The sequence below is a fragment of the Fluviicola sp. genome (genome assembly GCF_039596395.1).
Taxonomy (GTDB): Bacteria; Bacteroidota; Bacteroidia; order Flavobacteriales_D; family Crocinitomicaceae; genus Fluviicola.
Genome location: NZ_JBCNJT010000004.1, coordinates 180,640 through 194,603, shown reverse-complemented (window position 1 = coordinate 194,603; position 13,964 = coordinate 180,640). Strand labels below are relative to the sequence as shown.

Annotated in this window: 16 protein-coding genes; 1 reads left to right on the top strand and 15 read right to left on the bottom strand. The window is 41.6% G+C overall.

The window, feature by feature from the left end; genetic code table 11:
- Positions 1-10: 10 nt before the first annotated feature.
- The 13 genes from ABDW02_RS18445 to ABDW02_RS18385 all read right to left on the bottom strand — a co-directional run bounded on the left by ABDW02_RS18445 (position 11) and on the right by ABDW02_RS18385 (position 11,424).
- Entirely contained in the window at positions 11-694 is a 684-nt protein-coding gene (locus ABDW02_RS18445) for a hypothetical protein (RefSeq protein ID WP_343637222.1), read from the bottom strand.
- A 3-nt stretch (positions 695-697) separates the two neighbouring features.
- Positions 698-1,786, bottom strand: coding sequence for a hypothetical protein (locus tag ABDW02_RS18440; protein WP_343637220.1), 1,089 nt, complete (start codon positions 1,784-1,786; stop codon positions 698-700).
- A 41-nt stretch (positions 1,787-1,827) separates the two neighbouring features.
- The gene (locus ABDW02_RS18435) at positions 1,828-2,364 is read right to left on the bottom strand and encodes a hypothetical protein (protein WP_343637218.1); all 537 of its coding nucleotides are present in this window, start codon (positions 2,362-2,364) and stop codon (positions 1,828-1,830) included.
- Between the two features lie 66 nt (positions 2,365-2,430).
- Positions 2,431-3,318, bottom strand: a complete 888-nt coding sequence (locus ABDW02_RS18430; RefSeq protein WP_343637216.1) for a hypothetical protein — start codon at positions 3,316-3,318, stop codon at positions 2,431-2,433.
- Positions 3,319-3,345: 27 nt separating this feature from the next.
- On the bottom strand, positions 3,346-3,810 hold the full coding sequence (locus tag ABDW02_RS18425; protein ID WP_343637214.1) for a hypothetical protein: 465 nt from the start codon (positions 3,808-3,810) through the stop codon (positions 3,346-3,348).
- Positions 3,811-3,835: 25 nt separating this feature from the next.
- A complete protein-coding gene (locus ABDW02_RS18420) occupies positions 3,836-5,689 on the bottom strand; it encodes a hypothetical protein (protein WP_343637212.1) in 1,854 nt (617 codons plus the stop codon).
- Between the two features lie 155 nt (positions 5,690-5,844).
- Complete coding sequence (locus tag ABDW02_RS18415; protein ID WP_343637210.1) at positions 5,845-6,402, bottom strand: hypothetical protein; 558 nt, start codon at positions 6,400-6,402, stop codon at positions 5,845-5,847.
- Positions 6,403-6,407: 5 nt separating this feature from the next.
- Positions 6,408-7,466 carry a hypothetical protein gene (locus ABDW02_RS18410; protein WP_343637208.1) on the bottom strand — a complete coding sequence of 353 codons (1,059 nt, stop codon included), beginning with the start codon at positions 7,464-7,466 and terminating at the stop codon, positions 6,408-6,410.
- 292 nt (positions 7,467-7,758) lie between these two features.
- Positions 7,759-8,484 carry a LytTR family DNA-binding domain-containing protein gene (locus ABDW02_RS18405; protein ID WP_343637206.1) on the bottom strand — a complete coding sequence of 242 codons (726 nt, stop codon included), beginning with the start codon at positions 8,482-8,484 and terminating at the stop codon, positions 7,759-7,761.
- Positions 8,481-9,506 (bottom strand): histidine kinase, encoded by a 1,026-nt coding sequence (locus ABDW02_RS18400; protein WP_343637204.1) that lies wholly within the window; start codon positions 9,504-9,506, stop codon positions 8,481-8,483. Before ABDW02_RS18400 ends, ABDW02_RS18405 begins: the two co-directional genes overlap by 4 nt.
- Before the next feature lie 4 nt (positions 9,507-9,510).
- A complete protein-coding gene (locus ABDW02_RS18395; protein ID WP_343637202.1) occupies positions 9,511-10,323 on the bottom strand; it encodes a LiaF domain-containing protein in 813 nt (270 codons plus the stop codon).
- A gap of 83 nt (positions 10,324-10,406) precedes the next feature.
- Positions 10,407-11,021 carry a YdeI/OmpD-associated family protein gene (locus ABDW02_RS18390; RefSeq protein WP_343637200.1) on the bottom strand — a complete coding sequence of 205 codons (615 nt, stop codon included), beginning with the start codon at positions 11,019-11,021 and terminating at the stop codon, positions 10,407-10,409.
- Positions 11,008-11,424 (bottom strand): hypothetical protein, encoded by a 417-nt coding sequence (locus ABDW02_RS18385; RefSeq protein ID WP_343637198.1) that lies wholly within the window; start codon positions 11,422-11,424, stop codon positions 11,008-11,010. The genes ABDW02_RS18390 and ABDW02_RS18385 overlap by 14 nt, the downstream gene beginning before the upstream one ends.
- 166 nt (positions 11,425-11,590) lie before the next feature.
- Here ABDW02_RS18385 and ABDW02_RS18380 point away from each other — a divergent pair, with 166 nt between their 5' ends.
- The gene (locus ABDW02_RS18380) at positions 11,591-12,238 is read left to right on the top strand and encodes a murein L,D-transpeptidase catalytic domain family protein (RefSeq protein WP_343637196.1); all 648 of its coding nucleotides are present in this window, start codon (positions 11,591-11,593) and stop codon (positions 12,236-12,238) included.
- 68 nt (positions 12,239-12,306) lie between these two features.
- On the opposite strand, the gene ABDW02_RS18375 is transcribed toward ABDW02_RS18380, so the two are convergent.
- Both ABDW02_RS18375 and ABDW02_RS18370 read right to left on the bottom strand, forming a co-directional pair.
- A complete protein-coding gene (locus ABDW02_RS18375) occupies positions 12,307-13,068 on the bottom strand; it encodes an ATP-binding cassette domain-containing protein (protein WP_343637194.1) in 762 nt (253 codons plus the stop codon).
- Complete coding sequence (locus ABDW02_RS18370; RefSeq protein ID WP_343637193.1) at positions 13,068-13,808, bottom strand: ABC transporter permease; 741 nt, start codon at positions 13,806-13,808, stop codon at positions 13,068-13,070. The genes ABDW02_RS18375 and ABDW02_RS18370 overlap by 1 nt, the downstream gene beginning before the upstream one ends.
- Positions 13,809-13,964: the final 156 nt, after the last annotated feature.

Sequence of the window (13,964 nt, the reverse complement as noted above, 5' to 3'; positions counted from 1 at the left end):
TTATTGATTATCATGGCTTACTAATTGCGATTGATGAAAATTGTGTGCCACTATTGGCTGCGAAAATGAAGGTTTTCCCGAAGTCATAATCTACGTTATCTAATTTCACAGAAACTTCGAACCTTCCGTTTTCGTCGGTATATCCGTCCTTTGCACCCGTAAAAATGGGGGTGTTGACATCTTCTCCGGAATTAAAACCACGGGAGGAGAAAGTATTGAAATTTACTTCGATTCGCTGACCGATTACAGCTTCATTGGCTGCATTCACTGCTCTGATTGTTATCCTGTAACCAGTGAATCCGTCCCCTGAAGTAATCGGGTCTGGTTCTGCAGAACATTCCAAAAAAACTTGAGGTAATCCTTCATTTGGCATAACAGCTACAAATCGACCTGAAATGGTACTAGTAACGATGTTTTGATTGGTAGTCGTTGTTTCCGTACTTCTAAAGGGAAGAAAACGAATGGACCTTGCAGGCAAAGCTCCGCCTCCTCCGCTTGTTTCAGTACTTTCAAACTGTGAAATCACTTCCAGGTTAAAATCCAGGTAAGGAAGTTGATATAAGGTGTTTGGTCTTCCGTATTCGTCATACGGCGGCATGCTGCGCAGTGTTTCCTGCGCTTCATTCAAACTGTCCGCAATGCTGAGAATAATTTCATGCAGGGCCAGTGAATTGGTGGTTGATGTTGAACTCATTTTTTAAATGTATTTTTCGTTTTTGCGTTCTTTTTTTCTACTTGACCGTTCTTCTTCTTTTCGTTCGGCCTTTTTTCTGGATAGAAATTGCTCTTTCAGTTTTTCTCTGCGGTTTGTGTCCTTTTGCTCAGCTTCTTTTTCTTCTGATTTTTTGGATGAAGCATTTTCGGAAAGGTTTGTTTGGCGATCATCCAAAGGAAGTTCTTTGTCCAACTGATCGGAAAATCCTTTCATTTCAGGAACTTTTTCTTCCAGGGATTTCAACGAGTCTTTGGCTTGTGATTTGGCTGAATTTACAGCATTGCCAAAGCGTTTTACTTCTTCCAGTTTCTCTTCCAGCTTTTTGAGACCTACTTTTTCCCGCAGCTTTTCTTTCTGTGTTTCACGTTTTTCTTCCCAGTTATCTTTAATCCTGCGAATTCGCGTTGGAATCTCTGCAATCTTTTTCTCGGGATCCAGTTTTTGTTGAAACTTCGCAAGATCCTTCTGTCCGAATGAATCGAGAGTTGGTTTTACTTTCCTGATTTTTTCGGGAACCTTTTCCAACTTTTTGACCTTTTCGGTAAGCACTTTCTTCTTTTTTCCTATTTCATCTTTCTTTTTCCGGATAGTATCGGCATCAAATCGCCTTTTCTCGGAACTTTTTTGTGTTGATTTGAGTGCTTTCAGGCTGGTTGAAGAATCTTGCTGAGTTTCTTTTTTTTCCGCCTGAGCGGTTTTTTTTTGGAGAGCGAGTTTTTTTTTCAGACGTTTCAGGTTCTGTTCCCACTTTTCCAATTCTTTGTTCTTTTGTAAGAGCCGTTCTTCCAATTTTCTCTTCTGAACGGCTCTTTTTTTTTCTTTCTCTCGTTTGGTGCTTAACGATTCGATAGTACCGGAGAACCTTGGATCTTCTGTTACAGGATTATTCGATTGAAGTAAATTGCCCATCTCCTTTTCCAAAGACTGCCGTTCCTTCAACAAATCATTCAATTCCTCATTTTGCGCTGCAATTTCATTCAGCGTTAATTGGATATTACTAAAAGAGTTTTCGCTTGTATTGTTTGAATCGAAATCTGTGGTTTTGACGAGTTTTTTCCAGCTTTTTGTCATAATCTTGTTTTAGAATGGTTAGTGTTTAATTTCCGATTGTTCTATTCTTCTTCGAGAGTTTCCTGAACTTTAGCTATTTGTGATTCGTTCATCAGTTCTTTCAAACGACTTTCGAACATTGCAGGAGCAGGAACCGTTACGAGTTTGGTACGCATTTCGGAACTTCCGTTTGCTTCGTATTGGTATTTCTGAGAATAACTGGCATTTACAGATGCTGCAACTACCCCAAATGGTGTCCAGGCAACTCCTGCAACATTACTGCCTACAGTAGCTTCTGTCTCTGTTTTCATTGCAATAGCCAACTTGAGTTCGATATAAGTTTCTACAAACTGATAGAATGTAGGGGTGAAGCCCAGAGACAATAAACTGACTCCTTCGTCTCCTTCTCTCAGAACGATCAATGCTGTTTCGTCGCGTTCCACTTCTCCATCGTCATTCACCTTGAATCCCGCCATTAATTGCGCGATTTTGATGGAAACACGATCGAGTGCATATTGAGCCTCAGCAATCCCTACACCAAGCGTTCGAACTAATTCGGGAAACGGAGCATTCAATAACTCTTTTCCAACATTTGCCATATGCTTATAGATTAAGGGTTAAAAAGAGCAGCTGCCGCTTTGACAGCTGCCCGGGATTAATTTGGCTTAAGGTGCCGGAATCGCTGCCGGAGTAACGTTGTTGTACTCTTCATTGATCATTCGCTGGATACGCTCCTCCAAAATTGATGGTGGTGGAAGCGGAACCAACTTGGTGCGAAGCAAACTTGATCCTTCAGCAGAATAGCTGTACTTCTGTGAGTAAGCAGCATTCACCTGCGCAATCTGCACCGTTTTTCCGTTTTTGAGTTTTTTCAAGCCTTTTCCAATGCGTTTTACCGGAGATTGAACAGTTACAGAACCACTGCTTTCAGCAGTACCTTCCTGTGTGTACTTGATGGAAATCTTTACTTCAATGATCGTATCCACGAATTGGTAGAATGTCGGTGTAAAACCACATTCCAACATGGAAATTCTTCTTGGAAGTTCGATGATAACGGAACCATCTGTAGAAGTAGTGGTAGATTCAATCATTAAATCTCCATGAGTCTTTGCAACAGAGGGTCCAGTACCCCCTGTACCAGTACTTAAATAAAATGATCCCTGAAAATCCACATATTTATCTGCCGTTCCAATTGCTGCGCCAGCGGTAAAACCACTAGGGGTCGCTAATAATGTCGGTTTGTAAGCTCCTGAACCAAGTAAGGAACGAATTTCAGCTTTTTCCTGAACATTGGTTGTAGAGTTGTGGCGGGCAATAGCTTGAGCCTTTGTCAATTTTTCTCTTCCGAAATAAACTCGGCTGTCTTCGAAAGTGACATTTCCTTCTTCATCCGTAACGGTTGTTAAACCGCCCATCATTTCGGCTACGTCAATGGAGTTTTGATCTAAAACGATCTGTGCTTCTGCGATTGCAAAAGCCATTTGGCGAATCATGTCGCCCATAGGCACGTCAAGAAGTTCCTGACCAATGCGTGGTTTGGTGTTTTCAAACATACTTTGTTGTTTTTGTTGATTAAAAGATTACGTTGTTGTTGTGAGTCCTACCGGATTTAAATTTTTCAGAAGGGTCACTAAGTTTTCGGGTGGCGGTAGTGAAACCATGCGGGCTGCAATACTCGAAGAAGCCGAAGCCGATTGATCGAATTTGCGTGCAAAACCTGCACTAACAGTAGCCGAAACTACTTGTGTTTGCACTGAAACCACCGCGTCTGCGTTAAAGGAAGTCGATTCGGCCAGTGAAAAGTCCATTTTTGCATCGAAAGTTGCTTCCGTAAAGGCATAGAAGCTGGGAACAAAGCCTAAATTTAATAAGCTGATTTTTTGTCCTCCTATTTCTACGGTGCTGGAAGCGAGGCTTTTGAGCATTTCGATGGAATTACTGTCCAGGGCTGCCTGCGCTTTTGCTACTGAAATTCCCATGTTTTCAATCATAGATGAAAGCGGGGAATTCGTAAGCGTGTTTGTAATTGTTTCAATTGCTGCCATTTTTCCGGAAGTTTAATAGTGAATATTATCCTTCCGTAGAGCTTCCATATTTTCTGTCCAGGAAAGCACGGAAAGCATCTGGTGCAGGAAGAGAAACCAATCTTGCTGACATGGAAGAATTTCCTTCCATCGACATTTCAAACTGACGGGACATTCTGAAATCTACACTTGCGCTGAAAGCAAATGATGAGCTCTGATTATTGTTACTTGAGCTTTCACTTTCTGAATTGCTTTCATTTTTAGTTTTAGCCCACAAATAAGAACTTTGGTTCTCGCTTCCGTTGCTGCTACTTTCTGAATTTTCTTCGATAGAAATCTCTTCTGCGTCGTTCGAAAGCAAATGCAATTTTACAATTGCTTCGTTGTCCAAAGAATAATGAAGTTGGTCAGAAGTTGCTTCGTGTCTGTGGTTAGTCAATTTGGTTTTGGCAGTATTCCAGATATTGGTAAAGCTGTTATCTGAAATTGCAAGACTAATTGAACCATATTGAACGTTCAATTTGTTGAAAGGACCTTCTGTCGCTGTTGATTCATCCAGGTAAACAAACTTGTTTGGTCCGACTGGAGTAGTTGTAGCTACTTTTTTAACGTTAGCTCCGATAATGATTACGTAGTTAGAGTTCAACTCGATAGTAGCATGGCGATCAATCAAATTACTGGGTCCATTAGTGTTTGTTACAGCACCAATTTCAACATTGATTGGTGCTGAAGATCCGAAAATATGATCACGCAGTTTTTCTGCACGTCTTTTTGCCAAACTTTTGTTTTTCGGATTATCTCCGCCCTTTGGATCCGTCATTCCCGTAATGGTAATGGACGCATCCGAATCATGACTTTGGATAAAACGAAGCACCTTGTGGATTAACGGATGTTGATCGTGGTTTTCATTATCATCAGCAACAATCGGACTCACGTAAGGATATTCCAGATTGGCAGAATCATTAGGTCCATCCTTCAAATTTTTACCATAGGTAATCTCATCACTGTTATACCCGAAGTAAATTTTGCTTGATACCTCTACCCAGCTTCCACCTGATTTTACAAACAAGTTACCTTCTTTTGTAAGAGCATATACGGTAGCTCCTGATCCGGCTCCGGTAACTGCACTGTCTAAAAATGCATTGTTAAATCCGGCATTCGTCAAACTAAATGTAGTGGATGTAGTGGATGTCGGCCCATCAAGATCAATAGTGGTTGATGGTGCGTTAAAATCAGCAACTCTTAAGAGTCCAACTCCTCCGGTAATTGCGAAATGTAAACTCGGTTCAATTCGAATGAATCCTCCATCCATAAAGACGTCCACTCCTCGGCTGTTGTTTTCAGTGAGAGATCTGGATTCTATTTCTTCATAAACCTGGTCTACAGTCGTTTCTGACTGGATTTTGTGTTTGAAATCCTCCAAGCGGGTTTTTGCATCAAGGTATTCACTTTGGCTGATGAATTTGTTGTTGATCTTAATCGCCTTTTTCTCTTTTGCACGGAAGTTCAATTGTCGAACAGATTTGTATTCTTCTGAAGTTTCCGAATAACTGTTTGAACTTAAGAAAGTACGGTTAAAAGCAGAGTATCCTTTTAGGTTGGACAATTGCACATCGATCCCGAATCCGAATTCCAATGCTTCTTTTAGTCCCATTTGCAAGTTAATACTGGCACTGATGTCTGCATATTGGAATGCATAGAAAACCGGAGCGAAGCCTAAAGACAACAAAGATTCACCGTCGATGTTGGTTTCTGCCAATTTAATAGCCTGTGCTATCGAATTGTCATCTAGTTTCTGTTGAGCTTCCGCAATTCCCATGGCGAGGTTTGTAAAGATGTCACTGACATCAACCTGCTGAAGAATGGAAGCTCCTTCACTGAATTTGGTTAAATCACTCATAAATTAATTGTTTTTAATGTTTTGTACGAAATACAGGCTGCGTCCGAAAAATGAGGGCGTAACCGGTGTGCCCGGGTCATTTTAAATGATGGGTTTCAGGCGGACAGTTATTTGTGCGCACAAATAAGGCTGCCTGTATTTCGTATAAAACGGGTTTAGAACGGATTGATCATTTCCGGCAGTTGAACTGCTATTTTTTCGTTGACATTCTCTTTACGAACTGTAAAGTAGTGATGTCTTTTTTGAAGATCACGCACTTTTTGCGGAGTGATTGCGTACCCTCTGCGAAGCCAGTTCAGTAACTCTTTAGCCAAAGGCATGGTAAATTCCTTTGCTTCTTTCAGAGCTTCTTCCAAAGCTTCGATCGCTTCTGCTTTTTCATCCAGGTAGATGCTCTGGATGCCTTTCCGTTCCCAGAGCGATGCGAGGTATTTCCTGAACCAATCGTCTGTACGTTCGGCCTTTTTGGGTGTCAGGAAATCAATGCTTTTCTCGCAAAAAGTGATGATTTCTTCGTGTGCCTCCATCAATTCCAGTGATTCCATGGCACACAAACTGTAATGCTGCAGGAAAAACTCGGAATTCTCGACTGACTGGCACATCCGCATGGCCTCTTTGTAGTGGCGCAATGCTTCTTTGTGATCTCCTTTTAAAGCGAGGACTTTTCCGTTTTCAGCGATTTGGAGATGGAGGTTAGGGTTGTTTTCGTTCATAGTGGTTAGTATTCGTATTCAATTTCACATCCAATGTATTCCAACTGTTTTTCAAGCAATCGGCTCAATGTACCGCCAAGAGGCAGAGGGGCTTTCCAGACATCTGTGAGTGTGTCTAAATTGACATCTTTGTAATATTTGCTCAGGATTTCCCTTGCTTTCCCGGAATCGGTAATGTTACTGACCGAAATGACATACCTTCCGAATGGAATCCGTTGTTCGGAACAGGTTAAACCGGCTTGTTTGTACAAGAGTAAGTTTTCCTGAAGTGTGCCATAGTTGATTGATTCATCCAGTAAAACCGGAAGATTGGCGTGGATTTCTGCGAGTATTTCCCGTGGCATCCCGATCTCGTTTACGAGAAAATCGGTTTGGGAAGTATCCGACAGGTCAAAGTTATCCAGTAGAATACGGAACCTGGAATAACTCTGGTTGTAGATCTTAACCTCGTGTTGCGAGCGATAACGCGTGAGAAACTGGTTCATTTGTTCGTAGGTTAGGTTGCGAACCCATCTTGTTTCTCCTTCAGGAATAGTGATTTCCTGGTTTTTGATGAGGTTAATCAACTTCAGTCGGTCATTTTCTGATGCTGCAGTGAATTCAATGGTGTACAAATCCATTTTGGGGTTACTTGCAATTACTTCGGCATCTATTCGTTTTTGCAAGCTCTCTGCTGTGGCCATAGATACTCCGCCTAAGACCACCGAGGGGTCGCTGAGCAAGAGTTGCAGAGATTCACTTTCAGTACAGCCCAGAAATTCAGCCAGCTGTTTGTTGACGGTGCTTAATTTCACCGGATCATTGATATGGACGGCGATATCAAGGGATTCTGTGGGCATAGGTGCTTGTTCATCTGCATTTTGGATCAGAACTTCCAGCCCGAGTTCTGTTAAAATGGTGAATGCCTTTTCTGCCAGCGCTTCATCTGCATGGTCTAAAAAGATAGCAGGCGCATTGTAAAGAATTTTAAATAATAACTCCTGGTTAATTTCAAAAGCTTCTGAAATAGCTTTGATAACTTTAGGGGTTGCCGTACCAACGGAAAGGATAATAATTCGTTTCACGATTCGATTTATAATGGTTAATAATAAAGGTTGTTTTTCGTAATCAGTTCCTCTCTGAACTTCCTACCTTACAAAGATAAGAAATCTATTTCGTTCTACCAAACTTTTTTGCAAAAAAATTTGATTAAAAAATCATCTTTTTTGAAATTTATCCAGTAAAATAAAGGTTTTTAAGATGAAATATTTTTGATTATTTTTTAATCAAACAGATGTAAGCGCGTTCGAATCAATTAAACGTAGGGCCGTAAAATTTTACGGCCCTACATCATAAAAACAAAATACAGTTGTTGTTTTATAAACCCAAACGGGATTTCAAATCGCTGTAGGAAGAGCGTGAAATAGGAATGCTTGTGCCGCTTTTCAAGATTGCTACGTAACTGTTTTTTTCGTAGGATTCAATCTTGGTCAGCTGGTTCACATTTAAAATATAAGAGCGATGGATCCGGATGAACTGGTCTTTTGGAAGTACTTGCTCGAAATGGTTCATCGTTTGTTTTTTCAAAATGTATTTTTTCCCCTGGTAGATCTTTACATAATCATCATAGGCTTCAATGTAATCGACTTCATTGATAGGGATGATCTTGATTTCTGTGCCGTCTTTTACCACAATGCGGTTTTGCTCATGAATGATCTGAAGCGGAATGTCTCGTTTTACTTCCGGCTGCAATTCCGAATGCCGCTTTTTGCTCACAGCAGTATCAAAACGTTCTTCCGAAAAAGGTTTCAGCAGGTAATCCAGCGCATTGACTTCGAAAGCTTTCAGGGCGAATTCATCGAATGCCGTAGTGAAAATCACGGAAGGAGTTTCCGATAATAGCTCCAATAACTCAAATCCATTGATTTTTGGCATTTGGATATCCAGGAACAATAAATCCGGTTTTACTTCAGGAATGAGCTTCAATGCTTCGAATCCATCGTTTGCCTCACCTACAAGCGTGATGTCTGCATGCTTTTGCAAATGCTTTTTGACCACTTCTCTTGCAAGCGGTTCGTCGTCTACTATGAATGCCTTGATCATTTTGGAATCAAAATTTTAGTAATGAATAGTTTATCTTGCTTTTCGGTGGTGAGCAGGTCGTATTGATTAAAGAGCAGCATCAGTCTGCGTTTGATACTGGTGAGCCCGAATCCTTTCCCGGTTTTATATTGCGTAAAATCGGAATCGTATGGGTTTCTGACTTCGATCAGCAATCCGTTTTCCTGGTGTTTCACGCCTACATAAATGGTTACATCATCCGTGGATCCATACAAACCGAACTTGATGGCGTTTTCGATTACCGGTTGCAGCAAAAGCGGCGGAACCGGAGTTTTCAGGCAACCTTCGTCAATATCGAATTCTGTTTTCAAACGATGTCCGAAGCGGATTTTTTCAATTTCCAGGTAACGTTTCACCTGGTCGATTTCTTCAGCAATCGGGATTAGTGTTTGAATGTCCTTGCGCAAAGTTCCGCGCAAAAAGTCGCTCAATAACAGGATCATGCGGTTTGCTTCTTTCGGATTGATTTCCGTCAATGCGCCGATGGAGTTCAAACTGTTGAACAGGAAATGCGGCTGCAATTGCTGGTGAATATTGTCCAGCTCGGCTTTCGTCAATGCACGTTCCTGTTCGATTAGTTGTTGGTGCACCTGCGATTGGATTTGCTGATTCTTATTGATCCACCAGTACAAGCTCACTGAAATCAGGATAAAGAAAACAATGAATGCCCGCGCCCCTTCGAATGGAAGGATGTATTCCCGCCAGCGTTCATCACCCAGGACCAGTCTGAATGCGCTGTTTATTAAAAGTTGGTAAGCTGCTGTTAAAACCAATACCAACCCGAAGTTTGAAAAGTTGACTGGCCTTTTCGCGTGATAATATGTCTGGATGAAATAAATGATCTGGGAAATAACGGAGATCAGCAACCCGGAAAAAAGCGTGTCTTTCCAAACAATGTCAAACGGATAATGATTGACTAAAAGGACACAAAAAAAGACAAGGCTTGCAATCACCGTCCAAACGATGAAAAGCAATTGCACTTTGGTACTTGTCTTTAAAAACATCCGCTTACTTGTTGAAACTGTTTACTTCAATTCCTCCGAACATGCAGGTTCCTCTCAGGATAATAACTTTGCTTTCTTCACCGGCTTCGCGCTGGTATTGCGGACGTTTGTCTTCAAATGCCCCGAAAATGCTGGCTACTTCCGAAATGACTTCCCAGTTGTTCGGAATTGTCAGGGTCGTTCCTCCGAAGATGTTCGTCACATCGATCACAATTCTGCCCTGGAAATCCGCCTGGGAAAGATTGATGTCCGTTCCTCCGAAGAAGGAAACAATGTCGGCACCTTTAAAGGTTTTACTGACGATTGTTTTGGTAATTCCTCCGAAGAAGCTGACACTGTCAATGAAATCGTCTTCGTTGTACTTGTAATAGCTGAAGCCGCGTTGCTGTGCTTCGTGGATTTCTTTCCAGTTCTCCCGCGAAAAACGGTGCTTTCTGCGGCGGTGCTTTCCGAATTTTTTGTTTGACAGGAAAACAATTGCCAGTCCTACCAAAATGATCGCAACCGGGATAATGATCTTCACATTGATGAGGTTCGGGTACCATTCTGCCCAAAGGAAGAGTTTACCCACGATAATCATCAGGTAACCGTGAAATTTGCTGAATTTGTGTTTGATCAATACAACGATCCCGATGACAATGAGAATCATTTGCCAGCTGAGTAAATAATCAGGAATGTGGTATCCCAGTTGTTTTAAGAGGTAAACTACCCCGAAAAAAACGATACCCAATCCTCCTGCAATTTTTCCGCGACGATGTCCTTTTTGTGCTTTTAAGATTTCGTGTTCAATTTCCGTGCGGATGTTATCTGTTTCCATAATCTGAAAGATTTATAAGGCAAAGGTATAAGACTAATCAGGAGTTGAAGAGTCAAAATCGGTCAATGGTGGACGAAAATCGGTTAACGCATGTATTTCCAGTCTTTTGACTTTCCTTCCAGTAAGTTTTCAATAGTTTGCTGCAATCTGCGCTGTTTGGTTTCTTCCCTTTTGGCTTCTGTGATCCAGTTGATGTATTCCCGCTGGTGGGAAGGAGGGAAGGATTCGAATGCTGCTTTTGCCTGGGGATTGGAAGCAAGCAACTCAGCTAATTCAGCAGGAACTTCTGCTGCCGGTTTTTTGAATTTCGGGTTCAGTTCGCGGGGAATGGTTCCTTGTTCGATCAAAGCCATTGCTTCCAGGATGTAAGCTCCCAGGTGATCGGTTTTCGGCAGATCATCCAGGGAAGTGATTTTTCCCAGACTTCCCATTCCGCCTTCCTGTGTGCGTTTGAATAATCCGTGCGGATCACTCATTTCGGAATGAAGCCAGAACCCGAACGAACAATGGTTCTTAAAAGATGCCATGTTGCAAAGGATTTTTCCGCGGTAGGTAAAAAACGGCATGCTCCATTTCATCGCTTCTTCCGCTTCCGGACAAAAAACGTGAACGATTTCTCTTAATTTGTGCAGGATGGGTTGCGCAAAGTCAGCTGATTTTGCAATGTATTGATCAATTCGTTCGTCACGCGCTTTCATCGGTCTTCTTTTTACGAATTAAGAAATAAGCGATGTAACCCACCGGAACGAACGTAAATAAACTTGTAATCCACATCCATTTCGGATGGTAAATAATAAGCACATTCATCAGTGTCAGAATATTCAATACTCCAACGGAAGCCAGCATCGGTTTCGGAGATGTTCTTCCCGATATAAATGTGCTGACAATCGCTGCAACGAAAGCGGCGACAATCCAGTTCATGACCACTACGAGTTTCGAACCGAAAGGAATATCGTTTTCAATATATTCACTCAGAAGAGCCGGATCGGTTGGAATCGGTTTTTCCAGCGGGAAAAGATACCCCGACATGCTTTCGCCAAGAGCCACAAAAAGTCCTCCGACAATAATTCCCACGATAATTGCAATGGTTCCTCTCTTCATACAATTGTAGTTTGAATAAATATAGGAAGAAAAAATGAGAGAGTAAACTCAATGATGAACGAATAGTTATTTGAATTGTAAGCAGTAAACAAACAGTAAAAATTCGCAATTAGTCGTTATTTTGTACCTGAAATTGACTTTTAGCGTTAGAATAAAAAAACCGAAAATGACCAAATTGTATTATTGGATCGCCTTTATTTTCATTGGTTGTGCCTGCACGTTTAACCAGGCGCAGATACCCGGATTGGGGAAACAGGAATCGCCGGAAATTGCTGCAAAGCCGGATTATGACTCGACCCGTTTACTGAAAGTATTGCCACAGCAACTAGAAGCCGTTAAAACTTATATCAAAAGCAAAGGCGGAATTTACTCCAATCAGCGGGCTATTCTGATCGATATGAAAATTCCCTCGAAGTATTTCCGCTTGTTTGTGGTAGACCTGAAAACGAATCAGATTATTTCCAAAGGATTGTGTGCACATGGTTCGGGGTCAGAGATTGCGGGTACGGATTCTTTGCAGTTCAGCAATGTTCCCAATTCCTACATGACTTCATTGGGGTTGTATAAAATCGGTGGTGCTTACCAGGGAAATTTCGGGAAATCCTATAAGCTGGCAGGTCTGGAAAAATCAAACGACAAAGCGATGGCGCGCGCAATTGTACTTCACCGCTATAGCTGTGTTCCGGATGAGGAGCAGTATTACCCGATTTGCAACAGTCTGGGATGTGCGATGTTGTCGGAGAATTATTTTGAAGAGTTGATCCCGATTATTGACGGGCAGACAAAACCGATGATCTTGAAAATCTATTATTGAAATTATCAATATCCTAATTATTAATTATCAGGAATGGACTTGATAATTAAGTCATTCATCATTGATAATTACTCTGATTTCATTTTCTCCTTGATCTCCTTCATAAAGTCTGAAGCAAACACGAAGTCATTGATCTCCTGATTATCGGTTGTGATGATCGATTTGCGATCTCCCTGCCACCAATTCTGACCTTTATTGATGAATACCACGCTGTCACCGATCTCAATTACGGAGTTCATATCGTGTGTAATAACAATGGTCGTGATTTCGTATTCATAAGTGATCTCGCGGATGAGGTTGTCAATCAGGATAGACGTTTGCGGGTCCAATCCGGAATTCGGTTCATCACAGAACAGGTATTTCGGGTTCATGGAAATAGCCCGCGCAATGGCGATCCGTTTCTGCATTCCACCGGAACATTCTGCAGGATATAATTTATTTCTTCCGGCAAGATTCACACGCTCCAGACAAAAATCCACGCGGTCCTGCATTTCCTTGCGGGTCATTTTGGTGAACATGGTCAATGGGAACATGATGTTTTGCTCTACGGTCATGGAATCAAAAAGAGCGGATCCCTGGAAAAGCATCCCGATTTCCTGCCGGATTTCCTTTCGCTGTAAACGGTCCATTTGGGTGAAGTCACGTCCGTCATACAAAATCTGCCCGGAATCAACTTCATGAAGACCAACAATACATTTGGCAAGCACGGATTTTCCTTGTCCGGATTGACCGATGATGAGGTTTACCTTTCCTTTTTCGAAGGTAGCACTGACATCTTTCAGTACCTGGTTTTCCCCGAAAGTCTTATTCACGTGAATTACTTCTATCATTACAACAAGAACATTTGAGTTAAGAAGAAATTCGCGATCAGGATAGCCACACTCGCGCTTACTACCGCTTCTGTTGACGATTTACCAACGTCCAAAGCTCCACCTTTCGTGTAATATCCTTTGAAGGAAGCAATGGAAGTAATCAGGAATGCAAAGACCACGGTTTTGGTCAAAGCGTAAACAATATCACTGTCTCTGTAGAAGAATCGAATCCCGTAAACATATGTTTCTGTGGAAGATAATCCGGAAAGTTTTAAAGACATCCATCCTCCGATGAGGCTTAATCCGATAGAGAAAATGATCAGGATCGGGAAGAAAACCATAGCGGAAGTCACTTTCGGAAGCACGAGGTAACTCAACGAGTTTACTCCCATGATTTCCAAAGCATCGATTTGTTCGGTAACACGCATGGTTCCTACTTCCGAAGCGATATTCGAACCTACTTTTCCGGCAAGGATCAGCGAGATAATTGTTGGGGAAAATTCCAGAATAGTGGAAGAACGGGTGATGTATCCGACGGTATAAGCCGGAAGGAGCGGATTGTCCATATTCGAAGCAGTCTGCAATGAAATTACAGCACCCATAAAGGCAGACATCAATGCAACGATCGGAAGAGACTTGATCCCGATCTGTTCCATTTCTTCAAAAAAGCGTCTGCGGAATATTCTCCATTTTTCTGGCTTCGAAAACACGATCCACATCATCATGAAGTACTTGCCGATATTTTGTATAATTCCCATTTCGAGTATAAAGTTAAAAAAATATGAACGAGGAATTCAAAATGCAAAATTCAAAATTTAAAATTGGGGATGGTTTTTGAATTTTGCATTCATCATTTTGAATTATCAGATATTCACCGCTATGGATTCATAACTTGTTGGGTTCCTCCTGATTTT

What these genes read in the sequence shown, in the direction of transcription:
- ABDW02_RS18445 (WP_343637222.1), bottom strand. Translation starts at nt 694, where the DNA reads ATGAGTTCAACATCAACCACCAATTCACTGGCCCTGCATGAAATTATT.
- ABDW02_RS18440 (WP_343637220.1), bottom strand. Translation starts at nt 1,786, where the DNA reads ATGACAAAAAGCTGGAAAAAACTCGTCAAAACCACAGATTTCGATTCA.
- ABDW02_RS18435 (WP_343637218.1), bottom strand. Translation starts at nt 2,364, where the DNA reads ATGGCAAATGTTGGAAAAGAGTTATTGAATGCTCCGTTTCCCGAATTA.
- ABDW02_RS18430 (WP_343637216.1), bottom strand. Translation starts at nt 3,318, where the DNA reads ATGTTTGAAAACACCAAACCACGCATTGGTCAGGAACTTCTTGACGTG.
- ABDW02_RS18425 (WP_343637214.1), bottom strand. Translation starts at nt 3,810, where the DNA reads ATGGCAGCAATTGAAACAATTACAAACACGCTTACGAATTCCCCGCTT.
- ABDW02_RS18420 (WP_343637212.1), bottom strand. Translation starts at nt 5,689, where the DNA reads ATGAGTGATTTAACCAAATTCAGTGAAGGAGCTTCCATTCTTCAGCAG.
- ABDW02_RS18415 (WP_343637210.1), bottom strand. Translation starts at nt 6,402, where the DNA reads ATGAACGAAAACAACCCTAACCTCCATCTCCAAATCGCTGAAAACGGA.
- ABDW02_RS18405 (WP_343637206.1), bottom strand. Translation starts at nt 8,484, where the DNA reads ATGATCAAGGCATTCATAGTAGACGACGAACCGCTTGCAAGAGAAGTG.
- ABDW02_RS18400 (WP_343637204.1), bottom strand. Translation starts at nt 9,506, where the DNA reads ATGTTTTTAAAGACAAGTACCAAAGTGCAATTGCTTTTCATCGTTTGG.
- ABDW02_RS18395 (WP_343637202.1), bottom strand. Translation starts at nt 10,323, where the DNA reads ATGGAAACAGATAACATCCGCACGGAAATTGAACACGAAATCTTAAAA.
- ABDW02_RS18390 (WP_343637200.1), bottom strand. Translation starts at nt 11,021, where the DNA reads ATGAAAGCGCGTGACGAACGAATTGATCAATACATTGCAAAATCAGCT.
- ABDW02_RS18385 (WP_343637198.1), bottom strand. Translation starts at nt 11,424, where the DNA reads ATGAAGAGAGGAACCATTGCAATTATCGTGGGAATTATTGTCGGAGGA.
- ABDW02_RS18380 (WP_343637196.1), top strand. Translation starts at nt 11,591, where the DNA reads ATGACCAAATTGTATTATTGGATCGCCTTTATTTTCATTGGTTGTGCC.
- ABDW02_RS18375 (WP_343637194.1), bottom strand. Translation starts at nt 13,068, where the DNA reads ATGATAGAAGTAATTCACGTGAATAAGACTTTCGGGGAAAACCAGGTA.
- ABDW02_RS18370 (WP_343637193.1), bottom strand. Translation starts at nt 13,808, where the DNA reads ATGGGAATTATACAAAATATCGGCAAGTACTTCATGATGATGTGGATC.